This is a genomic window from Chryseobacterium angstadtii (assembly GCF_001045465.1).
Lineage (GTDB): Bacteria > Bacteroidota > Bacteroidia > Flavobacteriales > Weeksellaceae > Chryseobacterium > Chryseobacterium angstadtii.
The window spans coordinates 568287-591337 of record NZ_LFND01000001.1 but is presented as its reverse complement, the minus strand read 5'-3'; the positions used below and the strand labels follow the sequence as shown (position 1 = coordinate 591337).

The following is a 23051-nucleotide window of genomic DNA, read 5'->3' as shown; positions in this document are numbered from 1 at the left end:
GTATCTCGGGGCGTTTGTTATGGATGCACAATAAATAAGATAATTATAAAGTTAAGTTATATGTGAGGCTGTCTGTTTTAAGATGATGCGGTCTATTTTAAATGAAAAACTCATCCCGCAGGATGAGTTTTAAATAGATCTTTAAAATATAGTCGTTATTGCTTGATCACTTTTTCGGTTGCCGCTGTACCGTTGCTAAGCTCTGCTTTGATTATATAAGTTCCTTTTGGTAAAGAAGATAAATCCGTTTTTCCTGAATCTGTCTTAATGACCGTTTTTCCGGACATATCCACTACAGAAATCATTTTAATTTTTTGATCGGTTTTAATGTTGATTTCCCCTTTTGTCGGATTAGGATAAATTATGGTCTGTTTTGCTGCATTTACTGCTTCGGAAGTAGCAAGTACTTGTGTAGATTTGAACATTCCTCCTACAGTAGCAGAGGTATTAAATCCTCCCGAAAAACAAGTGTTTACATCAGAACATCTTACACTTAGATGTTGTACTCCGGTGTCTATGGCAGTCCATTTCGTACCGTTTTTACTTTTCCAGGACCCTCCGTTGGTATTCGATGAGCTCACTGCTAGCAAAATGTCAGTACCCGGGACATAGGTAATATCACTGATGTTATTGGCAGCAGTAAGTCCGGTGTAGGTAATTTGTGACCATGTAGCTCCTCCATCTGTTGTTTTGTGGAACTGAAGCCCTGTCGGAGTGGTGCCTGTGAAAGTTTTTCTGACAATGATTCCTGTATTTGAATCACTCCACGCCATATCTCCGCTTTCAGTGGTTCCTCCAAAATCACCAATGATAGAGTTGGTGGCCAGTACGGTCCATGTTAAACCTTTATCTGTTGATTTGTAAATTCTTCCTTTTCCTGTATAGAAGAATATATTGTTCCCTACAGCATAATATCCACCATTATAACCATATTCATCTGTCAGAGGATTAGGAATGTTGGCTCCCGGAACCCTTGTCCATGTTGTTCCTCCGTTGGATGTTGTATAGATTTCAAACTCGCCGCTCTCCGGATCTCCACCAATAATACCATTGTTGGCATCAAAAAAATGAACATAGTTGGTCCAGGATTGTCCTGCCGTGGTTAGCATAAGCTGGTTGGTCCATGTAGTACCTCCATCCGAAGTTTTCCATATACCTCCCAGTCCGTTTGTATTGTCAAAAGCTCCTACCCATGCTGTTGTAGCACTTACACCCGAGATATTGGTGATTCTCAAAGCGGTATTGCCAACGTTAATAGTCCCTGCTGTCCAGGTAGTTCCTCCATTAGATGTTTTTGTAAATTCCTGAACGTTAGCAGTTGTAGTTACTCCATTGTAAGCAAAAGCCCAAATCGTATTGGCGTCATACATTTCCATGCCGCTGATTCCTCTTGAAGCGGCTGCAAATCCTGAATTTTGAGTACTCCAATACTGAGAAAATGCAGCAGAGCTGATTAATAATGCTGTAATTGAAAATAGAATTCTTTTCATAAGATATTTTTTTGTTAAAAATAACAAAAAAACAGTAATATGATAAAAATAATCCATCTAAATAACACGAATACTGTATTTTATGTATTATGAGCTGCAAGAAAGTGTAGAACATCCGGTGGTGTCATCATAAGCTGAAGGCCTCTTTACGGAATATTCAGGATACAATTCTTCGTATGGATTTTCCAAAGCATGAGTAAGTTTTTGCAACATTTCCGCCTTTCCGTTGCTTATTTCCTCTATGCATTCATAAAGAAGATAATTTCTTAACGTAAACTTGGGGTTAGATTGTTTCATCAGGGATAGCGATTCTTCTTTTGAGATCCTATTTGTTGAGACTCTTTCCTGATATGTTTTAGCAAAATCTTCCAGTTTTTTGATTCTCTGATCGGTTAAAATCACATACGATACATTTTCAAAAAGCGCTTTGATATCACTTTCAGGCTGTAATTGTTCAAGTTGGTTGAAAAATAAAGTATAATCCAGCTGAAGTTCCTGCATCAATCCCTGCCAGTTGGTGAAAAATTCTTCATCCGTATCTCTCAGTTCATCAAAACCAAATTTTCTGCAAAGCATCTTATCATGGGCTTCCCAGAAGTAGGTTCCGTAATGATTCAATGTATTTTCCAGAAATTTTTCATCTTTAATGATCGGGTGAAGGGCATTCGCCAGCTGCCATAGATTCCATTGTGAAATCTGTCCTTGTTGTCCGAAGGCATATCTCCTTCCGGGAAGATCGGTGGTATTGGGGGTGAAATTCAGATCATATTCATCCATCATAGAATAAGGACCGTAATCTATTGTTAATCCCAGAACAGACATATTGTCGGTATTCATAACACCGTGTACAAAACCTACACGGAACCATTCGGTCATCAGATCAGCAGTTCTGATACAAATCGTACTAAAGAAATCTTTGTATTTCTGAATACCGTCCGTTGTGATTTCCGGATAATAATTTTCAATCGTAAAATCAAGCAGATCCTGCAGCGTTGTGTACTCTTGCTGAGCAGACATCAGTTCAAAATGCCCGAAACGAAGAAAGCTCTCCGCAGTTCTTATCACTACCGCTCCTTTTTCCAGTTGGGGATTGCCATTGTACATGATATCTCTTACCACATCTTCCCCTGTGAAGGCAAGGCTTAAAGCCCTTGTTGTAGGAACACCAAGATGATGCATGGCTTCACTCATCAGATATTCGCGTACCGACGATCTTAGGACGGCTCTTCCGTCTGCATGTCTGGAATAAGGGGTTGCTCCGGCTCCTTTCCATTGGATTTCCGTTCTTTTGCCTTCTTTATTGGTGATTTCTCCGGCAAGGATGGCTCTTCCGTCTCCCAGCTGCCCGGCCCAGTTTCCGAACTGATGTCCTGCATAAGCTGTTGCATACGTTTTTACATTGTCGGGAAGATTGTTTCCTACAAGGAAATCCAGATCTTTCTCTTTATAGGATCCAAGTCCGATTTCTTCAGAGAGTGTTTGATTAAAAGCAATCAGTTTTGGTCCGTCAAACCCGGCAGGCTTTACGGTTGAAAATAAAACTTTCGGGGTGTTTCTCTGCATCGGATTGTTGGAAATATCCCCTGGAAATATATCGGTAAAAGGTTGTGTGATCTGTTCAATATTCATAGATCAAAGGTATTAATTATAAAAGAAAAGACCTTTCAAATTATTGAAAGGTCTTATGTATTTCTAAAAGAGAATTTATTTATTGAAATCTACCTCATCGGTGGAGTGCAGATTGTCATTGATGTTTTCCTCTTTTTTATCTGTATTGTTTTTAGGAGTATTATCTACAGGTTTTGGATTTTTGATCTCGTCAATCGTTTGAAGTCCTCCGTCGTCTCCGTATCCTTCTCCTAAACCTTTAAGATTGGAACATCCGTCTTTCCAATCCGATGGTCTGATGAATTTATCGTCTGGCGTAATTCCCAGGGATTTATCTGCCCAGACTTTCTTCATGAAAATGGCCCAGATCGGTAGTGCCATTTTTGCACCCTGACCTTCACCGGTTCCGAAGAAGTGGGTGGCCCTGTCTTCCCATCCTACCCAGGCTCCTGTTGCCAGTTTTGGAGTGATCCCCATAAACCAACCGTCTGAGTTGTTCTGTGTAGTACCTGTTTTGGCTGCGATTTCCACGCCTTTTGAAATTCCTCTTCTTCCTAATTCTCCTGAAGCAGTACCGTATTGTGCAACCCCTTTCATGAGTTCAATCATGGTGTAGGCATACATTGGGTTCATTACTTCTTTCGGTTCTACATTCACTTCCTTAATTACCCTTCCGTTGGCATCTTCAATTCTCCAGATCATTTCCGGTTTGTTATAGTTTCCATAGTTGGCGAAAGTACTGTAGGCACCTAGCATCTCATAAATAGTGATATCTGATGAACCTAAGGCAATGGTATTATTTCTAGGGATATCTTCTGTAACCCCTAAGTCTCTTGCGGTCTGAATAACGGCATCTACTCCGGTCATTTCAATAAGACGTGCTGCCACCGGGTTTTGAGAGTGGGCCAATGCATCTTTTAAGGTCAGCATTCCTCCTCTTCCCGGAACATGCCATCCTTTGTGATCGTAAGTGCCGTTGGAAACTGTTGAACATGGGGTCATTCCAAGCTTCATAATAGCTGTGGCATATACGAAAGGTTTGAAGGTAGATCCTACCTGTCTTTTACCCTGCTTGATGTGGTCGTACTGGAAATGCTGCCAGTCTATACCACCTACCCATGCTTTGATCTCTCCACTTCCCGGAACCATAGACATCAAACCTGCCTGAGCAATCTGTTTGTGATATCTGATAGAGTCCCACGGAGACATTTCCACCTCTTCTTCTCCGGCCCATGTAAAACGGGAAGTTTTAATAGGTTTGTGGAATTCCAGTAAAATAGAATCTTCCGTAACGCCTGCTGCTTTCAGCTGTTTGTAACGGCCGGTTCTCTTCATGGCCTGGGTCATGACACTGTTCACCTGCTTATCCGTCAGATAGTAGAAAGGTCTGTTTTTTCTGCCTCTTTGTTCGGCATCAAACCTCTTTTGTAGATCTGTTAAATGTTCCTTGATGGCCTCTTCTGCATATTTCTGCATTTTTGAATCAAGGGTTACATAAATTTTTAATCCGTCTTTGTATAGATTAAGTTTCTTTCCGGTTTCTTTTTCGTAACCTTCAAGATACTTGTCGATTTCTTTTCTTAAATAAAACTTATAGTAAGCAGAGTAGTCATCGTTGATATTTTTAATCGGATGATAATCTACTTCTACAGGCGTGTTGAATGCTTTCTCGTAGGTTGCCTGATCTATATATCCTGTTTCAAGCATTTGCTGTAAAACCACATCTCTTCTTCGTTTGGAACGTTCAGGATTTCTCATAGGGTTATTGGCGATAGGCGCTTCTAACATGGCTACAAAAACCGCCGCTTCAGGAAGAGTAAGTTCAGACGTTGTTTTGTTAAAATAAATCTTCGAAGCCATTTCAATACCGTTCGCATTATATGTAAAATCGAACTTATTAAAATAAAGTGTGATGATCTCTTCTTTGGTATAACGCTTTTCCAAGCTTACGGCAACAGACCATTCTTTCAGCTTCTGAATCATCCTTTTGATAGGATTTTTAGAAGGCTCTTTCGTAAACAAAAGTTTAGCCAGCTGCTGGGTAATGGTAGAACCCCCACCACGGTCACCTCCATATCGTACCGCTCTCAGGATAGATTTTAAATCGATCCCGGAATGCTCCTTAAAACGCTCATCTTCTTTAGCCTGAAGAGCATAGATAAGGTAAGGTGGAAGTTGTTTGTATGTAATGGGTTGCGTTTTTTCCTTTTCAAATTTTCCGAGTAACACCCCGTCTGATGAAATGATTTCTGAAGCTACATAGATATCCGGATTTTCAAGCTCTTTTACATCAGGCATTTCTCCAAGAAAACCCTGGGAAACAGCAAAGAAAAGTCCTGAAATACCTAAAACGACCGCAATGAGTCCAATCCAAATAAATTTAACCCATCTTTTCCAAGAGGTATTTTTGTTCTTTTTGGGAGGAAGAGGGAAGGTTTTTCCCTTATTTCCTGCGTTTTTTCTGTTGTCTTCCATTGATGGTTACGGTTTAGCCGTTTCTAGTTTTACTCCAACATCTTCAATTCCCGGAAGGTTATCATTCCTCATCGCCTGAATCAGGCTGATTTCATACTTTCCCTTTCCCGGAAATTTGTAGTTCATTCTATACTGAAATAATGCTTCCTTCGTATCACCAAAACCTGTACCAAGCCATTCGCCGTTTGGTTTTGCCAGTACATAATTCAGGGTGTCTGTTTCCTTCTTTTTGTTCTGGAGATTGGTGAAGTTTACAATAAATCTTATATTACTGTAAGGATACGTATTGTTATTTCTTACGACAAATATAATATTTTTAGGATTCTGCGGATCTGAAACTTCAAGATTAAATTTTTGTTCGCTTTTCTTATTCCATTTATTGTTCACGGAATTCATGATGACATTCTCTTCTGAGGAAGAATGGCAGCTAAAGAAAAGGATAAGAGGTAATAATCCTAAAATTTTACGCATTGTTATCTTTTTTTGGAGGAAATTTCTTTTTAAAATTCTTCTTGTTCGGATTCTGCTGTTTTTTCTCCGGATTGGCAGAGGCATCGGCTTTTTCCGTCTGTGCTTTGGGCTGCTGCGGTTTAGGCTGTTGCTTTTGCTGCTGTCTCGGCTGATTTCCGGAATTGGCATTAGGATTTTCAGATCGCTCAGGTCTCTCGGTTCTTTCAGTCCTTTCCGGTCTGTTTTTTCTTGGTCCCTGTCCTTGTCCCTGCTGCCCCTGTCCGTTGTTGTTCGGTCTGTTTTGGTTTTGATTTCGGTTCCTGTTGTTTCCTCTGTTCTTCTTTTCGAAACGGTCTACATTGTTTTCCTGAATCAAATCGATGCTTTGGCTAGGAATATCAGGTTGTTTCAGATCTTCTAAAGGAAGAATCTTTTCTCCTCTTTTATTTTTTGAAATCAATTTCTTAACAAGGTCAATATCAAAGTCATACCATGCCATAGAGCTGTCTACATAGGCAAACCACATTTTCTTTTTGAAAACGTCTATTTTAATGCAGAATGCTCTTCCTTTTTCCGTATCCAGAGTGGTGGAAGAAGAAGGGAAATTACTTAGGGCATCAAGATAACTGTCCAGCTCATAGTTCAGACAGCATTTCAGTTTACCACACTGTCCTGCCAGCTTTTGAGGGTTGATGCTTAATTGCTGATATCTGGCTACATTGGTGTTTACAGATCTGAAATCGGTAAGCCATGTTGAACAGCAAAGTTCTCTTCCACATGATCCTATACCGCCTACTTTAGCTGCTTCCTGTCTGAAACCGATTTGTTTCATATCGATTTTGGTTCTGAAAGCACCTGCATATTCTTTGATCAGCTGTCTGAAATCCACTCTGTTGTCAGCGGTGTAATAAAAGGTGATCTTTGAAGAATCTCCCTGGTATTCCACATCGGTCACTTTCATTTCAAGACCGATTCTGTGAGCAATCTTTCGTGCTTCAAGCTTTACGCCGTCTTCTTTTTTTCTGGCTTCCTGCCAGACTTCCAGGTCCTTTTGGTTAGCCTGTCTGTATATTTTGAGTGCAGATTCTTCAGAAACTTTTTTCTTTTTCATCTGAATCTTTACTAATTCTCCGGTGAGGCTTACAACGCCTACATCGTGTCCCGGGCTGGATTCTACTGTTACTACGCTACCTATATGTAAAGGGATATTGTTTACATTTTTATAAAACGATTTTCTGTCATTTTTAAATCTAACTTCTACAAGGTCGCACCTGTTCGATGCGGGATTGTTGATGTTAGAAAGCCAGTCAAAAACACTTAATTTATAACTATTACCACAGGTATTTACATTTTCACAGCCATTCGCGGTTTTTTTTGGGCCGCATGAATGGGCAGAATCGCCGGATGTTTTGCATCCACAACTCATATAACTATTTTTTATAATCTTGCAAATTTATGTAAATTTATCTTTATGCAATTCTAAAATACTTAAATATTCAATATCGTTATTGTTTAACATTAAACGTGAAAAATATACATTGTCCTGAAATTGTATAAGTTCCTATGTAAGTTATATTTACCATGATGGCTTTCTAAAGTATTATTTTAAACATAATTTTCTTTTGGGATATTGTTTAAAATATTAAGAAATATTAACAGGTGTATTCAAAATAATTTTATATTTGGGTTATATAATAACAGTCTATGAAAAAAATATTAGTATCAACTGCTTTATTGGCGGGTGTTTTATCTTACGCAGGAGGCTTCAGGGTATCTCTGCAGGGAGTGAAACAATTGGCAATGGCGCATACTAGTGCTCATGCCGAAGATGCAAGTGTGGCATTCTTTAACCCGGCGGGTATGTCATTCATTCCTTCTAAATTGAGTATAGTAGCAGGAGGGTTTGGTGCAAGTAATAAAGTTACTTTTCAAAACTTAAATACTTTACAGAGTACAGAAACAGATAACCCTATAGGAACTCCGTTATATGCTGCAGTAGCTTATAAGCCGATTGAAAACCTTTCCATAGGTTTCAGTTTTACCACTCCTTTCGGAAGTACCATTCAGTGGCCAAGTGACTGGGAAGGAAGAGAAATGGTACAGAAGCTGGAGCTTAAAAGTTTCTACTTTCAGCCAATGGTTTCTGTGAAGTTAGCTCCTTGGTTGTCATTCGGAGCAAGCTATATTTATGCAAAAGGTAAAGTAAACTGGGACAAAGCCGTAACCCAATTTGGCGGTGAACTGAATATTAAAGACGAAAAAGCAAGCGGAAGCGGGTATGGATTCGGGTTCTATTTCAGACCAGATCCAAAACTGGATGTAAGTATTGCTTACCGTTCTCCTGTAGATATGAAAGCTAAAAAAGGAACTGCTACATTCCAGTTCCCTTCTGCAGCTATTTATCCGCTGTTAGGACTTGATCCAAGCACAGGACAGGATAAATTTACGGCTACGCTTCCATTAGTAGAAGAATATACCATAGGTTTAACCTACAAGGTAACACCAAAATGGTTGGTTTCAGCTGACTTTAACTATCACGGATGGGAAAGATACAGCAAGCTGACATTGGATTTTGCCAATGCTCCGGTAGGAAATCAGGCAGATCCTACGATTTTGGTATCTCCTAAAAACTTCAGAAATTCTAAAACATTCAGATTAGGAACTCAGTATGCCTTCACCAATATGATCTTTGGACGTTTAGGGGCTTACTATGATGAATCTCCGTATACAGACGAAAACTTCATTCCGGAAACTCCTTCATTTAACACCTATGTTATCACAGGAGGACTTGGCTTTAAATTAAAGCAGTTTGGAGTGGATATAGCAGGAGGATATGCAATGCCTCAGGCCAGAGACGTGAAAAATGCTGCTCTGGGCTTCAACGGACAGGCAAAAGCTAAAGCATTCTACTTTGGTTTAGGTTTATCGTACAACCCTTTTTAATTGAAAGACTATGAAAAAAATTATAATATCAACACTTGCCGTTTCCGCGCTTCTTTTTACAACAAGCTGTGAAAATGATTTTGATACTGATGTAAAAGATATTCAGGTGACAAGCGGAGACGCTAACTTTGCCAATTATGTTGCTTTGGGGAATTCTTTAACTTCTGGTTATAGAGACGGAGCTCTTTACAGCAGCGGACAGAATGAATCTTATCCAAGCATGATTGCAGCTCAGATGCGTCTTGCCGGGGGAGGAGCATTCAAGCAGCCTTTGATGCCGAATGATGTAGGAGGATTTATCGGGCTTCCTGGCTTTCCGGGAAAATTAACCCTTCAGGTAGCTGCAAACGGAACTTTAGGACCTGTTGAAAGCCCTGCTGCCGCAGCACTAGACAATGTTACCGCCGGTGGACCTTACCAGAACATGGGAGTTCCGGGAGCAAAATCTTTCCATTTGATTGCACCGGGTTACGGAAGTGCTGCCAACCTTGCGTTAGGAGCAGCTAATCCATATTTTGTGAGATTTGCAACTTCTGCCACCACTTCTGTTTTACAGGATGCCATGGCTCAGAAGCCTACATTCTTCTCTCTTTGGATCGGAAACAATGATGTATTGTCTTATGCTACCAATGGAGGAACCAACTCTCAGACTGTAGGAGGAGTTACAACATATAGCGCCGCTACGGTTCAAAGTGGTAACGTAAATCCATTAACGTATAAATCAAACGATATTTCGGATCCGAATCTTGTAGCAGGAGCTATTAAAAATGTTTTGGACGGTCTTAAAAGTGTAGGATCAACAAAAGGAATCATTGCAAATATTCCGTCTGTTACAAGCATTCCGTTCTTTACAAGAGTGCCTTATAATGCGGTTCCTTTGGATGCTGCAAAAGCTCAGGCATTAAATACATCTCTTTATGGTCCGTTAAAAACAATACTTACCGCTTACGGACAGGGAAGCAGACTTAATCTGGTAGCAGCAGGAAACAACCCTGTTCTTATTAAAGATAATAAGCTTGCTGACCTTTCTGTCCAGCTTACAGCAGCTTTGGCAGCTAACGGTTTTACGCCTACAGAAGCAGCTTTCCTTGGAAATGCATTTGGACAGGTTCGCCAGGCTAAGCAGGGAGAATTAATCCTTCTGACAGCCAGCAAAGTTCTCGGACTTGATGCATTGACCAATCAGCCGGCAACTCCAACTTCCAAGTTCATTTACGGCGCAAGCTTCCCGATTGGAGATCAGCTTTCGTTAACAGCTGATGAAGTGGCCAATATCACGAATGCGGTTACTGCCTATAATGCTTCTATCAAAGCAATGGCAGATTCATATAACCTGGCTTTTGTAGATGCCAATGCCAAAATGAAAGAACTGGATTCCAAGTCCGGAATAATTTGGGACGGGGTAAGATATACGGCAACTTTCGTTACCGGAGGAGCTTTCTCGCTGGACGGAGTTCACTTAACGGGTAGAGGATATGCTATTGTTGCCAATGAGTTTATCAAATCTATCAATATGAAGTACAGATCCACTTTACCACAGGTAGATCCTAATAAATATTCAGGTGTAAAATTCCCGTAATATTACAGTAAAATAAAAACTTAGAAACCACAAGAGTAATTCTTGTGGTTTTTTTTTAAATTTGCAAAATCTTTAAAAAGTAAAAATGGCCGATCAGTTAAGTTATCTATTTTGTACAAGAACCAGCAGGGACTTGGCAGAAAAAATTGCCCAGAATTATGGGAAAGAGTTAGGGAAAATCAACTTTCAGGAGTTCAGCGACGGAGAATTCGAGCCTGTTCTGGATGAATCCGTAAGAGGAGGAAGAGTTTTCTTAATAGGATCTACCTTCCCGCCTGCAGACAATCTTTTAGAACTTCTATTAATGATTGATGCAGCAAAAAGAGCTTCCGCAAAAAGTATCACTGTGGTAATCCCTTATTTCGGGCTTGCCAGACAAGACAGAAAAGACAAGCCAAGAGCTCCGATAGGTGCAAAATTGGTTGCTAATCTATTAACCGCTGCCGGGGCAACGAGAGTGATGACGATGGATCTTCACGCAGATCAGATTCAAGGATTCTTCGAAATTCCGGTAGATCATCTTTATGCTTCTACTATTTTCGTAGATCACATCAAATCTCTGAATTTAGATAATCTTACAATTGCTTCTCCGGATATGGGAGGTGCAAAAAGAGCAAAAAACTATGCAGGACATTTAGGGGCAGAAGTAGTAATTGCTTACAAAGAAAGAAAGAAGGCAAATGTTGTAGAAGAAATGTTCCTTATTGGAGATGTAGTAGGTAAAAATGTGATCCTTATTGATGATATGATCGATACTGCGGGTACACTTTGTAAAGCTGCTGAAATCCTTGTCGAAAAAGGAGCAAAATCTGTAAGAGCAATGGCTACTCACGGAGTTCTTTCCGGAAAAGCTTACGACAATATTGAGAACTCTAAATTATTGGAAGTTATTGTAACTGACTCAATTCCTGTTAAAAATAATTTGTCAAGTAAAATAAAAGTGCTATCTTGCGCCCCATTATTTGCGGACGTTATGAAGATGGTTCATGAGCATCAATCAATTAGCAGCAAGTTTGTTATTTAATTGATTTTTAGCGGTTTGCAAAATTAAACAAAAACAATTTTTTAAATTTTTATAAATGAAATCTATTACAATTCAAGGTACAAAAAGAGAAAGCGTGGGCAAAAAGTCGACAAAAGCTTTACGTGATGCTGAATTAGTTCCTTGTGTTGTTTATGGAGGTGAAGCACCTTTAAACTTCTCTGCAGAAGAGAGAGCTTTCAAAGGTTTAGTATACACTCCTGAAGCACACACGGTATCTATTGAGCTAGACGGGAAAACAATTCCTGCTGTTCTTCAGGATATTCAGTTCCACCCGATTACAGACAAAATTTTACACGTAGACTTCTACCAGTTATCAGATGATAAGCCGGTAATTATGGAAGTTCCGGTAAGAATTACAGGACGTTCTAAAGGTGTTGTAGCTGGTGGTGTTTTACGTCAGTCTTTCAGAAAACTAAAAGTAAAAGCTATTCCTGCAAACTTACCTGATGAGGTAGTTGTAGATGTTACTCCTTTGAAAATTGGTAACAAAATCTATGTAGGAGGAATCAAAGCTGAAGGATATTCTTTCGTACACCCTGACAATGCAGTTGTAGTGGCTGTTAAGATGTCTAGAAATGCAATGAAAGGTGGTGCAGCAGCAATGGATGATGAAGATGAAGAGGCAGCAGAAGAAGTGGCAACACAATCTCCTGATGTTCCAACAACAGAAGAGAAATCTGCAGAATAATATTTGTTTATTCTACAACCATATAAAACCTGTCAATGTATTGGCAGGTTTTTTATTTTGGTTAAAAAGCAAAACTGCTTAAAGGGTGGTAAACTAATTTGCTTTTCAGCCATCTTCGCTTTCTTCACCAATAAACCCTATTCTCAGAAAAAAGCCGTAAATTTGAAGTGTTCTAAATAAGAGCCATCTAATTTAAAAATTTAATAAATGTTTGACATTCAGGAAATAAGAAGTCAGTTTACGATATTAAACCGCGAAGTGAATGGTAAGCCTCTGGTTTACTTAGATAATGCAGCTACCTCTCAGAAACCGGATTCTGTTTTGAAAATCTGGAACGAATATTATACGCAGCTTAATGCCAATGTTCACAGAGGAATCCATACATTAAGCCAGCTTGCTACCGAAGAAATGGAGCTTTCAAGAAGAAAGATTCAGAAATTCATTAATGCTGAGCATGATTTTGAAGTTATTTTTACCAAAGGAACTACAGAAGGTCTGAACCTCATCGCTTATATTTTAACGCAGAAGCTTAAAAAAGATGATGAAATTATTATTTCTTATCTGGAGCATCACTCCAATATCGTTCCATGGCAGCTGCTTTGTGAAAGAACCGGAGCAAAGCTCAGAGTAATCCCGATTGATGAAAACGGAATACTTCAGTTAGACTATCTGGATGAATTTTTAAGTGAAAAAACAAAAATCGTTTCCGTTAACCAGGTTTCAAACGCATTGGGAATTGTTAATCCTATAGAAGAGATCATTGCGAAAACAAGAGAAAAGTCAGATGCTTATATCGTGATCGATGGGGCGCAGTCTGCTCCTCACTTTGAAATTGATGTACAGAAAATGGACTGTGATTTTTTTGTCTTTTCCGGACATAAAATGTATGCACCGATGGGAACTGGGATCTTATATGGAAAACAGTCGATTTTAGAAGAACTGCCGCCGTTTCATGGAGGTGGAGAGATGATTGCAACCTGTTCTTTCGACGGAACTACTTATGCAGGACTTCCTTTTAAATATGAAGCAGGCACTCCTAATGTAGGAGGAAATATTGCATTGGGAGCAGCTGTAGATTTTATTGAAAAAACCGGCAGACAGAATATTCAGAATCATGAAAATGCTTTACTGGAATATGCACAGAGACAGCTTTTGGAGCTGGAAAATATAAAGATATACGGTGAAAAAGCCAAAAGAACAGGTGTTGTTTCTTTTAATTTGGAAGGAACGGGAATTTCTTCCGATGTAGGAATGATTCTCGATAAAATGGGTATTGCTGTAAGAACAGGCCATCACTGTACGCAGCCTATCATGGATTTCTTTAATATAGCAGGAACCGTGAGAGCCAGTTTTGCTGTTTATAACACCTTCGAGGAAATTGATCTGCTTGTGGAAGGAGTGAAAAAGGCTCAAAGAATGCTTAGCTAAAATACAAAAAGCAGCAACTGCTGCTTTTCGTTAAACTTAGTATTCAGGGATGCAATAGCATTTTCCTTCAACAATGACCTGAACGTATCCTATTGCACATTCAAGACAGATCTCACCGCCCGCGATGATTTCTTTCATTTTTTCTTTGCTTAATTTTTTCATATTCAATGATTTAAAATGTTAATGGCAGAGATAAAGATAATTAAAATACAAATACAATATTCTTAAATCCTTCAGTTTTTTGAAGGATTTATTTTTTTATATAATTGATAATATTGTTTAAATTCATTATAAATAATAGACTTTGCCAATCTTTCAAATAGCAATTTTCATGTCTGTGCATTTCTCTTCTTGGTGTAATTTTGCTTAGTATAAATTTAATTTAATGGAATTAATTGAAAAATTGAACTGGAGATTTGCGACTAAAGCAATGAACGGTCAGAAAGTACCACAGGAGAAAGTGGATAAAATATTGGAAGCTGCAAGACTGGCACCTACGTCCAGCGGGCTTCAGCCTTTTGAGGTGATTGTGATCTCCAACCCGGAAATCAAAGAACAGATTAAACCTCATGCATGGAACCAGCCTCAGATCACAGACTGTTCGCACCTTCTTGTGTTTGCTGCCTGGGATAATTATACGGAAGAAAGAATCAATAAAATGTTCGATCTTACGAATGATATCAGAGGATTTAAAAACGAAGGCTGGGAAAATTACAGACAGATGCTTTTAGGGACTTACCCTCAGAGATCGGCAGAAGAAAACTTTACCCATGCTGCAAAACAAGCTTATATTTCTTTCAGTGCAGCTATTATTGCTGCGGCATTTGAAGGAGTAGATTCTACACCAATGGAAGGGTTTTCCCCTGAGGCGGTAGATGAAGTCTTAAACCTTAAAGAAAAAGGGCTGAAGAGCGTTTTATTATTGCCTATTGGCTACAGAAATGAAGAGTCGGACTGGTTAGTGAATCTTGCGAAAGTGAGAAAATCCAAAGAAGACTTTATTACCGAAGTAAATTAATTACTCAATTTTTTCTTATAAAAAATCCCTTTCAAAACAATTGAAGGGGATTTTGTTTTTTGATTAATATCCTTAATCGTATTTCTATCTAAAGCTCATAGGTTTCAAAAAACCTATGAGGTTGGAAATTATACTTATTCCTTTTGAAGAAAACTTATGTGCACTCTCTATACATAAAGGATATTCTTAAAAACTCCAAAGCATTGAAACTTTTGTTTCTTTTGTGGTTGTAAATTAATTATTCGGTTTCCAATCCACAACAGCCCTGATAAACGCTTCTGCATTTTCCACAGGAATATTAGGTAGAATTCCGTGTCCAAGATTTGCAATATACCGGTCCTTTCCAAAACGGTTGATCATTTCAGTCACCATTTTCTTAATTGTTTCAGGAGTAGAATGAAGTCTTGCAGGATCAAAATTTCCCTGAAGAGTCATCGTATGATTCGTAAGAGTTCTAGCAAATTCCGGAGTAATTGTCCAGTCCACACCCAAAGCCGAAGCTTTAGACATCGTCATATCTTCAAGGGCAAACCAGCATCCTTTTCCGAATACCACAACGTGAGTAAGCGGGCTTAAAGCCTCAACAATCTGGTTGATATACTGCCATGAAAACTCCTGATAATCTGAAGGAGAAAGCATGCCTCCCCAGGAATCAAAAACCTGAACGGCAGAAACGCCTTTTTCAACTTTTCTTTTCAGATAAGCAATCGTAGTATCGGTAATTTTCTGAAGCAGTAAATGAGCGGCTTCAGGCTGCTGGAAACAGAAAGATTTTGCAATGTCAAACGCCTTGCTTCCTTTCCCTTCAATACAGTAGCATAAGATAGTCCACGGAGAACCCGCAAAACCGATCAATGGAATTTCGTTATCTAATTTAATTAACGTAAGTTCAATGGCATCAAAAACGTATCCTAAAGTATCATTTACATCCGGAACCACTACATTCTGAACCTGCTCCATTGTTCTGATAGGATTATCCAGCCACGGACCTATATTTTCTTTCATTTTAAAATCAATTCCCATAGCCTGGGGAACTACCAAAATGTCAGAAAACAGGATGGCTGCATCTAAAGGAAATCTACGGATAGGCTGTACAGTAATTTCAGAAGCCAGTTCGGGAGTCTGACATCTCGTAAAGAAGTCATATTGATCACGAAGCGCAATGAATTCAGGCAGATACCTTCCAGCCTGTCTCATCATCCATACCGGTGGTCTTTCTACAGTTTCTCCGCGGAGAGCTTTTAAATATAAGTCGTTTTTAATCATAATTTATTTAAACTAATACGGCCGTTCCCGGCACTCATTATTTGGTCAGCTAAGCTTACAGCTGTTTAAAGTTCTTTTTTGATCAGCCCGAAAATAGAAGCCAGATTATTTTCTTCCGAGGTAAAGATCTCCTGTTGGGTATACTTTCTCAGTTCACCGGAGGTAGTTTCTCCGATGGAAAAAATCTTCATATCTTCTAAAGAGTTGAGTTTTGCAAAACTACGAACTCCGCTTGGACTAAAAAAAACTGCGGCATGATATTTTTCAGGTACTTGAGGATGGGTTTCCTTTGTGTTGTAAACCGTTACCTTTTTGTAGCTGATATTCTGTAGGGGAAGATCTTTGTCCAGAACATCAAGAGCCAGATTGCCACAGAAGTGAACAAACTGTTCGTGCTGGCAGTTTCCGATGATAAATCTCGAAAGGGTCTCCGCATTTTTCAGAACTTTGAAGGTCCCGAAACCATGTTTTCGTAGCTCCCGTTTTGTTTTTTCACCAACGCAGTAAATTTTGTTGTAATTTTTTGCAGTAAAATCTTCGTTGGGTTTAAACTGATTTTCAAAAAAAGATCGCACCCCGTTTACGCTTGTAAAGATCAAAGAATAATTTTTTAAATCGAAAGCAGCTGTTTTTATCGCCTCCGTTTTAATTACCTCAATGCAGTCCGCCGGGATATCCGATCCTAACTCTTTGGATAATAAAGCAGCGTCTATGATTTTGGTAAATAAAATTTTCATTGATTTAAGGTTTGTCTTTTAAATGCAGATCACTTACAAGCAGTCTTACTTTTGTCATAAAGTCTTTTCCGGGATCATCTTTTCCGGTAAAATAATTCGGATCCGTTTCTTTCCAGAGTTTGGACCCTCTGAATGCTCCGTATTCGGAGTGGCCTATGAGATATTCTATATTGTATTTTTTAGTTAACTGCCGAATCAGCTGAGCATTTGCTGCGGCCTGCTTTTCGGTAAGAGGCTGGCTTTTGCTTCCTATATTTTCAATGCCGATGGCACAGTAATTAAGTCCAATGGTATGTCTTGCAAATAGATTAGGTTCCATAAGTTTATAGATAGTGCCGTCTCTGTCCACAATAAACTGCGAGGAAACATTCAAGGTGCTCTGTTTTTTTAAAGTATTCCGGGCAGACTCCAAATGGGTTTTATTGAAATACTTAAAATTGGTTTCAACAGTTCCTCCGGCCGTATAATGGAGCACAATGATTTTAGGAGAAATCGTAGGGGATTTCTGGACTATGTTATAATGGATTTTGAGGTATTCCAGGCTTAGGCTTACTCTTTCAGGAGAATAATCAATAGGCTTGTCAATTATTTTAAATTCGTTAGTCTGAGCTTTAGTGCAGTAAGAAATCAATACCAATAAAGCATAAAAAAGATATTTCATGATACTGTTATTTTTGATACTGATAGTGTCCTGTAATGGTATAGGTAAACAGGCAGTCTTCCAGTACCTGTCCGCCTCCTATATTATGTACGATCATAAACCTTTTTCCGTCGGCAGATTTTTTATTCACCACAATTCCGATGTGGGTTAAATTACCGGGCAGGATCCAGGTAACAATATCACCCGGAACATACAACGCAGGATTGGTTTCTATGGATTTTTTCTTCCCGAATTTAGAAAAGAACACGGCGAGGTTGGGCACTCTCCGGTGGTCTATATTGGTGTCCGGCTTTTTTAATCCCCATGTTTTCGGGTATTGCGAAAAGTTTTTTGCCATATCTTCATGCACTTCCTTTTGCAGGTCAATGCCCGTTTTTCTGTAAGCCCGTATGATGACATCTGTACAGACCCCTTTGTCTGCCGGAACATCTCCGTTGGGATATTTTAGAACGAAATAAGTAGGATCATAAGTAATAGACCTGTCTATAAGCCCTAAAGCCGCATCGGATAATTGAAACGCAAATTTGCTCTGTGCATTGGCTGTGAATGTACAGAGTATGAATACCAGTAAAAACAGGGATTTTTTCATCCTTTTATACCCGGGATATAAAAATATAAACTGATTGAAGTGTTTAGTAAGAACTCTTGATTTCAGACATCAATTCCTTTCCTCCGTTTTCAAGAACAATTTTCGCGAATTTTTCTCCGAAATTCTCCGTTTCATTATACTCGAAATTTTCATCGGTAGCAATACAGTTTTTGCCATCCAGAGAACAAAGTGCTGCTTTGAAGCGGATCTGATTTTCAATGATTTCGGCATAAGCACCAATGGGAGCGGTACATCCACCTTCCAATGTGCTCAGGAAATTTCTTTCGATTTCCACGCAGATCTGGGTTTTCTTGTGATTAATCTGTTTCAGGATATCATTGATCTCAGTTTTGTCTGAATGTCCGGCAACGGCTATTACTCCCTGAGAGGCAGCCGGGATCATTAATGGAAGCATTTCATAATCAATGTCCATTTTCATTCTTTTGATTCCTGCCAGAGAAAGAATCGTTGCATCAAAATCACCCTCTTCCAGTTTTTGAAGACGCGTTTGGATATTCCCGCGGATATCGGAGAATTCAGCGTTTGGATAATTTTTCAGCCAGAATGCTCTTCTTCTCAGACTGCTGGTGGCCAGTTTCAGCTCGTGGAATTCTTTATTTCTTGCGGATTCTTTTCGGATCAATACGTCCTGTGGGAAATCTCTTTCCAGATAAGCGACAATCTCAGTGTTTTGAGGAAGCTGCGTAGGAACATCTTTCAAAGAGTGTACAGCAATGTCAATCTCATCATTCAGAAGCGCGACATCAAGGTCTCTTGTGAAAACCCCGGTGATTCCTAAAGAATAAAGCGGTTGGTTCAGATTCTTATCGCCTGAAGATACGATAGGAACAATTTCTGTTAAATAATTGCGGTTTTGAAGGTGCCTCGCAACCTCCCTTGCCTGCCAAAGTGCAAGTGCGGAATTTCTTGTTCCTATTCTAATGCTTTTCATTGAATTCGTTGTTTGGTTGTTCAACTAATATTTCGTGCATTAATTTACTAATTTCTTCGGCTTTTAAAGGATTATCGATGATAAATTTTGCAAAACGGTTGGTGATTTTCTGGATCATTTTATCAGAAAGCTCCATGTCCGTGATGTTTATGTATTTATTTTTTCTGTAAAAATTATGCATTTCGTTGCGTTCCATGTTCTTCAGAACCGCTTTGAAATGGTGAATATTCGGAGCCAGCTTTCTTTTTTTCTCCCATTCCAGAAAGTCTTTCATCAGTTCTTTGATGATTTTTTCCGCTTTTGGAATTTCTTTTTCTCTTTGCTGAATCGTTTCCTGGATTTGTTTGGAAAGTTCATCCACGTCTATCAGAGTTACATTCTCATTCTCGGTCACGTCTTTTTCCACGTTGTGAGGAATAGAAAGATCAATAACCAGTGTTTCTTTTCCGTTCGGGAAATGAGACTTGTTGATGATAGGATGTTTGGCTCCTGTTGCTACAATCAGAATATCGGTGTCTTTTAATTCCCTGTCAAAATCCGAATAGTCCACATGGGGAATATTGTATTTCTCGGAAATTTTCTCTGCCTTCTCCTGAGTTCTGTTGGCAATTTTGATTTTAGGCTGATAAACATGTTTTACCAGGTTTTCAACCGTATTTTGTCCGATTTCACCGACTCCTAAAAGAAGAATGTTTTTCTCGGTAATTTTTTTCTGGCTGTTTAGAATGTAATGAACAGCGGCATAAGATACAGAAGCCGCTCCATTGGAAATTCCCGTTTCGTTTTTAATTCTTTTCGAAATTTGAATGGCTGCATTGATGGCTCTTTCCAGATAAGGATTGGAGTTCTGTCGTTCCTTTTTGAACCGGCTGTATGCTTTTTTTATCTGTCCGATAATTTCGAAATCTCCGATGATCTGGCTTTCAAGTCCCGCAGCTACACGAAACAGGTGGATAAGCGCTTCTTCTTTGGTGAGGATATTGGCAAACTGAAGAAAATCTGTAAGATGAACTCCTATGGTTTTGCAATATTCTTCAGCCACCAAAAGGTAATTGGGAGAAGTGGTATAAATTTCGGTTCTGTTACAGGTGGAAACCACAAACGCATCCCCTAAATCCACATTGTGAATTCGGGTAACAAAGTTTTTAATGTTGTCATCAAAAAATGCAAATTTTCCTCTCGTTTCTACATCTGCCTTTTCGTAGCTGATGGAAAGTACAGCAAAATTCGACGTTTGATGGATGTTGGAATACTGTAACATAAGCAAGGCAAATTTACGTTTTTTTTAATTAATCACCCTCTGATAATGTATATGATAATTATCGTGAAAAACTATGGCTGGGCGGTGAGATTTTTAATGCTGATGAGGCAAAGATGGCTGATAAAGCTAAGAAAACAATGTTTTTGCCCATCAAATTAGCAACCCAGCATCTCCGTTATCTCAGCCACCTTCGCCTTTTAGTTCTTTCGCAATGATGATCCCATTAATTTTAGTTTAAATCAAGCTCCCTAAATGATTAACCCAAAAGTTAATATAAGATTATAAATTTTAATAAAATTTTAACCAAATTATATGCACGTTAAATTTCTTTAGTAGTGTTAAATTTATATCTTTGTAAACTTAAAATCAGAAGAAAAATATGAGTTTATTCGATATGTTTACGCAAGAAATTGCGATAGACCTTGGTACTGCCAATACCCTTATCATCCATAATAATAAAATTGTTATAGATCAACCGTCAATTGTTGCAATTGAACGTTCTACGGGTAGGCCGATTGCCGTCGGTGAGCAGGCTAAGCATATGCAGGGTAAAACTCATGAGGATATCAAGACGATCCGTCCTTTGAAAGATGGGGTAATTGCGGATTTCCATGCTTCTGAGCACATGATCAAGGAATTTATCAAAAAAATTCCGGGAATTAAGGGCAGATTCATACAGCCTGCATTGAGAATTGTAATCTGTATCCCTTCTGGTATTACTGAAGTAGAGAAAAGAGCGGTAAGAGATTCTGCTCAGAAAGTAAATGCAAAAGAAGTAAGGCTTATTTATGAGCCAATGGCAGCGGCAATAGGTGTTGGAATAGATGTACAGAAGCCGGAAGGAAATATGATCATCGACATAGGTGGGGGTACTACTGAAATTGCGGTGGTTGCTTTAGGAGGTATCGTATGTGACAAGTCTGTGAAAATTGCAGGGGATGTATTTACCAACGATATTGCTTACTATCTTAGAACTCATCACAATCTTTACATTGGAGAAAGAACTGCTGAAAGAATCAAAATTGAAGTAGGTTCTGCAGTGGAAGATCTTGATGTTGATATTGAAGATATCCCGGTACAGGGTAGAGACCTTATCACTGGGAAACCGAAAGAAATCATGGTGGGATATAAAGAAATTGCCCGCGCATTAGACAAATCTATTATCAGAATTGAAGATGCCGTAATGGAGACTCTTTCTCTTACTCCGCCGGAATTGGCTGCCGATATTTATAAAACAGGTATTTATCTTGCCGGAGGAGGTGCTTTATTGAGAGGTCTTGCAGACAGATTGCACAAAAAGACCGGTCTTCCTGTATTTGTTGCAGAAGATCCGTTGAGAGCAGTTGTTCGCGGAACCGGGATTGCCTTGAAGAATATGGATAAATTCAATTTCTTAATTAAATAATTTTAACCTTTTACGACTCTATATCTGAATGGGATTTTTGCTGAGATTATTTTCGAAGAATGCTCTTTTTGTCTTCTTTATATTCCTGCAGATTGTTGCTCTGGTTCTGATATTCTCTAAAAACGCCATGCAGAAATCTTGGGTAGCAGGCCAGTCGGCTGCGTTGAACTCATGGATTTCAGGATATATTGACGAAGGGGTTTCCTATCTGAAGCTGAAACAGATCAATGAAGATCTGGTAGCCCAGAATAAATCTTTGATGCTCCAGCTTTACGGAAAAGAAGGAGCGAAAAATCCTTTGTTCAGAAAAGTACATGATACGCTGGGAGGCGGGCAGATCTACACTTTTGTAGATGGTGAAATTGTCTTTAACAGTATCAACAGAAGAAATAACTACTTTACAATCAACCGTGGTCGCCGGGATGGTGTTTTTCCTCAAATGGGAGTAATGGCACCTAAAGGGATAGCCGGAATTGTTATTAATTCTACAGACAGCTACGCTTTGGTGCAATCTGTTCTGAGCGTTAATAAAATCCGAATCAATGCGTCACTGAAAAACTCAGGATATTTCGGAACTTTAACATGGGGTGGAGACAATTCCAGGGTGATGCATCTTGCAGATATTCCTAAATATGTTGCTTTAAAAGTAGGAGATACGGTGGTGACAGACGGTAAATCGGCTATTTTCCCTAAAGGAGTGATGATAGGAACCATTGCAGGATATTCTGTGGACAACAAAACGGGATTCTGGGATATTTCAGTAGAATTGAGTGAAAAAATGGGTGCTTTAAGTAAAGTATTCGTAGTGAAAAACCTTAAAAAAGCTGAAGTACAGAGAATTCAGGATACATTGCAAACCGTAATAAAAAAAGAAAATGATTAGCAGGACTTTATTTACCGATATACTGATCATGATCTTCCTGGTTGCATTACAGATTTTTGTACTCAACAGGATTACTATTTTCGGGAAATATACACCGGTTCTTTATCCGGTTTTCGTCATGTTTTACCCTTTTTTCAGAAATAAATTTCAATTTTTAGCTTTAAGCTTTTTAATAGGACTTTCTGTAGACGCATTCCTCTATTCATGGGGAATCAATGCTTTTGCGACCACGCTCATCGCTTATTTCAGAACATTGATCTTCAGGACTTCCACAGATACTTCTACGGATTTCTTCTCTTTCCAGTCCCTTCAATGGGCGCAGTTTTTGCTGTTTCTTTTTACAAGTATCTTTTTGCATCAGCTTTTGGTGCAGTACATAGAGTTTTTTAAATTTAGCCGTTTTTTTGAAATATTACTTAATGTAGTGATCACAAGTATAATTTCATTTATATTTATTGTTGTTTACGCATTAATATTTAAAATCAAACAAAAAGTTTGAACACACGTTATTTAAAAATCTTTTCGATTCTCGTAGTAATCGCCCTTATTTTTGTGGCGAGGCTTGCTTATTTG

General features: G+C 38.9%; 21 protein-coding genes. 9 read left to right on the top strand and 12 right to left on the bottom strand.

What is annotated here, in order from left to right:
- Positions 1-155 precede the first annotated feature (155 nt).
- The 5 genes from ACM46_RS02520 to ACM46_RS02500 all read right to left on the bottom strand — a co-directional run bounded on the left by ACM46_RS02520 (position 156) and on the right by ACM46_RS02500 (position 7449).
- Positions 156-1490, bottom strand: a complete 1335-nt coding sequence (locus tag ACM46_RS02520) for a T9SS type A sorting domain-containing protein (protein WP_157859414.1) — start codon at positions 1488-1490, stop codon at positions 156-158.
- Between the two features lie 87 nt (positions 1491-1577).
- Positions 1578-3119 (bottom strand): protein adenylyltransferase SelO, encoded by a 1542-nt coding sequence (locus ACM46_RS02515; protein ID WP_048505029.1) that lies wholly within the window; start codon positions 3117-3119, stop codon positions 1578-1580.
- A 75-nt stretch (positions 3120-3194) separates the two neighbouring features.
- A complete protein-coding gene (locus tag ACM46_RS02510; protein WP_048505028.1) occupies positions 3195-5573 on the bottom strand; it encodes a penicillin-binding protein 1A in 2379 nt (792 codons plus the stop codon).
- 6 nt (positions 5574-5579) lie between these two features.
- Complete coding sequence (locus tag ACM46_RS02505; RefSeq protein ID WP_048505027.1) at positions 5580-6044, bottom strand: gliding motility lipoprotein GldH; 465 nt, start codon at positions 6042-6044, stop codon at positions 5580-5582.
- Entirely contained in the window at positions 6037-7449 is a 1413-nt protein-coding gene (locus ACM46_RS02500; protein WP_048505026.1) for a PSP1 domain-containing protein, read from the bottom strand. Before ACM46_RS02500 ends, ACM46_RS02505 begins: the two co-directional genes overlap by 8 nt.
- 278 nt (positions 7450-7727) lie before the next feature.
- Here ACM46_RS02500 and ACM46_RS02495 point away from each other — a divergent pair, with 278 nt between their 5' ends.
- The 5 genes from ACM46_RS02495 (at position 7728) to ACM46_RS02475 (ending at position 13706) form a co-directional block, all read left to right on the top strand.
- Complete coding sequence (locus tag ACM46_RS02495; protein ID WP_048505025.1) at positions 7728-8966, top strand: OmpP1/FadL family transporter; 1239 nt, start codon at positions 7728-7730, stop codon at positions 8964-8966.
- Between the two features lie 10 nt (positions 8967-8976).
- The gene (locus tag ACM46_RS02490; RefSeq protein ID WP_048505024.1) at positions 8977-10545 is read left to right on the top strand and encodes an SGNH/GDSL hydrolase family protein; all 1569 of its coding nucleotides are present in this window, start codon (positions 8977-8979) and stop codon (positions 10543-10545) included.
- Between the two features lie 85 nt (positions 10546-10630).
- Positions 10631-11569 (top strand): ribose-phosphate pyrophosphokinase, encoded by a 939-nt coding sequence (locus tag ACM46_RS02485; protein ID WP_048505023.1) that lies wholly within the window; start codon positions 10631-10633, stop codon positions 11567-11569.
- A gap of 55 nt (positions 11570-11624) precedes the next feature.
- Complete coding sequence (locus tag ACM46_RS02480) at positions 11625-12278, top strand: 50S ribosomal protein L25/general stress protein Ctc (RefSeq protein WP_048505022.1); 654 nt, start codon at positions 11625-11627, stop codon at positions 12276-12278.
- A gap of 207 nt (positions 12279-12485) precedes the next feature.
- Positions 12486-13706: a cysteine desulfurase gene (locus ACM46_RS02475; protein WP_048505021.1), complete on the top strand. Its 1221-nt coding sequence runs from the start codon at positions 12486-12488 to the stop codon at positions 13704-13706.
- A 36-nt stretch (positions 13707-13742) separates the two neighbouring features.
- Here ACM46_RS02475 and ACM46_RS02470 read toward each other — a convergent pair whose 3' ends face one another.
- Complete coding sequence (locus tag ACM46_RS02470; RefSeq protein WP_048505020.1) at positions 13743-13868, bottom strand: hypothetical protein; 126 nt, start codon at positions 13866-13868, stop codon at positions 13743-13745.
- A 223-nt stretch (positions 13869-14091) separates the two neighbouring features.
- On the opposite strand from ACM46_RS02470, the gene ACM46_RS02465 reads away from it, so the two are divergent.
- On the top strand, positions 14092-14724 hold the full coding sequence (locus ACM46_RS02465) for an NAD(P)H-dependent oxidoreductase (RefSeq protein ID WP_048505019.1): 633 nt from the start codon (positions 14092-14094) through the stop codon (positions 14722-14724).
- Positions 14725-14958: 234 nt separating this feature from the next.
- On the opposite strand, the gene hemE is transcribed toward ACM46_RS02465, so the two are convergent.
- From hemE to hemA, 6 genes are all read right to left on the bottom strand, one after another.
- Entirely contained in the window at positions 14959-15990 is a 1032-nt protein-coding gene (hemE, locus tag ACM46_RS02460) for a uroporphyrinogen decarboxylase (RefSeq protein WP_048505018.1), read from the bottom strand.
- A gap of 65 nt (positions 15991-16055) precedes the next feature.
- On the bottom strand, positions 16056-16727 hold the full coding sequence (locus tag ACM46_RS02455; RefSeq protein ID WP_048505017.1) for a uroporphyrinogen-III synthase: 672 nt from the start codon (positions 16725-16727) through the stop codon (positions 16056-16058).
- Between the two features lie 4 nt (positions 16728-16731).
- On the bottom strand, positions 16732-17388 hold the full coding sequence (locus ACM46_RS02450; protein WP_048505016.1) for a peptidoglycan recognition protein family protein: 657 nt from the start codon (positions 17386-17388) through the stop codon (positions 16732-16734).
- A 7-nt stretch (positions 17389-17395) separates the two neighbouring features.
- Positions 17396-17977 carry a DUF1287 domain-containing protein gene (locus ACM46_RS02445; RefSeq protein ID WP_048505015.1) on the bottom strand — a complete coding sequence of 194 codons (582 nt, stop codon included), beginning with the start codon at positions 17975-17977 and terminating at the stop codon, positions 17396-17398.
- A 43-nt stretch (positions 17978-18020) separates the two neighbouring features.
- Positions 18021-18929: a hydroxymethylbilane synthase gene (gene hemC / locus ACM46_RS02440; protein ID WP_048505014.1), complete on the bottom strand. Its 909-nt coding sequence runs from the start codon at positions 18927-18929 to the stop codon at positions 18021-18023.
- On the bottom strand, positions 18916-20190 hold the full coding sequence (gene hemA, locus ACM46_RS02435; RefSeq protein WP_048505013.1) for a glutamyl-tRNA reductase: 1275 nt from the start codon (positions 20188-20190) through the stop codon (positions 18916-18918). Before hemA ends, hemC begins: the two co-directional genes overlap by 14 nt.
- A 379-nt stretch (positions 20191-20569) precedes the next feature.
- Between hemA and ACM46_RS02430 the strand changes: the two genes are divergently transcribed.
- Genes ACM46_RS02430 through ACM46_RS02420 form a run of 3 tightly spaced genes read left to right on the top strand, consistent with a single transcriptional unit; the run spans position 20570 to position 22977 of the window.
- On the top strand, positions 20570-21595 hold the full coding sequence (locus ACM46_RS02430; RefSeq protein WP_034700899.1) for a rod shape-determining protein: 1026 nt from the start codon (positions 20570-20572) through the stop codon (positions 21593-21595).
- A 28-nt stretch (positions 21596-21623) separates the two neighbouring features.
- On the top strand, positions 21624-22478 hold the full coding sequence (gene mreC / locus ACM46_RS02425) for a rod shape-determining protein MreC (RefSeq protein ID WP_048505012.1): 855 nt from the start codon (positions 21624-21626) through the stop codon (positions 22476-22478).
- Entirely contained in the window at positions 22471-22977 is a 507-nt protein-coding gene (locus ACM46_RS02420; RefSeq protein ID WP_048505011.1) for a hypothetical protein, read from the top strand. Before mreC ends, ACM46_RS02420 begins: the two co-directional genes overlap by 8 nt.
- Positions 22978-23051: the final 74 nt, after the last annotated feature.

Coding starts and splice junctions, on each gene's coding strand:
- ACM46_RS02520 (WP_157859414.1), bottom strand. CDS start 1,490: ATGAAAAGAATTCTATTTTCAATTACAGCATTATTAATCAGCTCTGCT.
- ACM46_RS02515 (WP_048505029.1), bottom strand. CDS start 3,119: ATGAATATTGAACAGATCACACAACCTTTTACCGATATATTTCCAGGG.
- ACM46_RS02510 (WP_048505028.1), bottom strand. CDS start 5,573: ATGGAAGACAACAGAAAAAACGCAGGAAATAAGGGAAAAACCTTCCCT.
- ACM46_RS02505 (WP_048505027.1), bottom strand. CDS start 6,044: ATGCGTAAAATTTTAGGATTATTACCTCTTATCCTTTTCTTTAGCTGC.
- ACM46_RS02500 (WP_048505026.1), bottom strand. CDS start 7,449: ATGAGTTGTGGATGCAAAACATCCGGCGATTCTGCCCATTCATGCGGC.
- ACM46_RS02495 (WP_048505025.1), top strand. CDS start 7,728: ATGAAAAAAATATTAGTATCAACTGCTTTATTGGCGGGTGTTTTATCT.
- ACM46_RS02490 (WP_048505024.1), top strand. CDS start 8,977: ATGAAAAAAATTATAATATCAACACTTGCCGTTTCCGCGCTTCTTTTT.
- ACM46_RS02485 (WP_048505023.1), top strand. CDS start 10,631: ATGGCCGATCAGTTAAGTTATCTATTTTGTACAAGAACCAGCAGGGAC.
- ACM46_RS02480 (WP_048505022.1), top strand. CDS start 11,625: ATGAAATCTATTACAATTCAAGGTACAAAAAGAGAAAGCGTGGGCAAA.
- ACM46_RS02475 (WP_048505021.1), top strand. CDS start 12,486: ATGTTTGACATTCAGGAAATAAGAAGTCAGTTTACGATATTAAACCGC.
- ACM46_RS02470 (WP_048505020.1), bottom strand. CDS start 13,868: ATGAAAAAATTAAGCAAAGAAAAAATGAAAGAAATCATCGCGGGCGGT.
- ACM46_RS02465 (WP_048505019.1), top strand. CDS start 14,092: ATGGAATTAATTGAAAAATTGAACTGGAGATTTGCGACTAAAGCAATG.
- hemE (WP_048505018.1), bottom strand. CDS start 15,990: ATGATTAAAAACGACTTATATTTAAAAGCTCTCCGCGGAGAAACTGTA.
- ACM46_RS02455 (WP_048505017.1), bottom strand. CDS start 16,727: ATGAAAATTTTATTTACCAAAATCATAGACGCTGCTTTATTATCCAAA.
- ACM46_RS02450 (WP_048505016.1), bottom strand. CDS start 17,388: ATGAAATATCTTTTTTATGCTTTATTGGTATTGATTTCTTACTGCACT.
- ACM46_RS02445 (WP_048505015.1), bottom strand. CDS start 17,977: ATGAAAAAATCCCTGTTTTTACTGGTATTCATACTCTGTACATTCACA.
- hemC (WP_048505014.1), bottom strand. CDS start 18,929: ATGAAAAGCATTAGAATAGGAACAAGAAATTCCGCACTTGCACTTTGG.
- hemA (WP_048505013.1), bottom strand. CDS start 20,190: ATGTTACAGTATTCCAACATCCATCAAACGTCGAATTTTGCTGTACTT.
- ACM46_RS02430 (WP_034700899.1), top strand. CDS start 20,570: ATGAGTTTATTCGATATGTTTACGCAAGAAATTGCGATAGACCTTGGT.
- mreC (WP_048505012.1), top strand. CDS start 21,624: ATGGGATTTTTGCTGAGATTATTTTCGAAGAATGCTCTTTTTGTCTTC.
- ACM46_RS02420 (WP_048505011.1), top strand. CDS start 22,471: ATGATTAGCAGGACTTTATTTACCGATATACTGATCATGATCTTCCTG.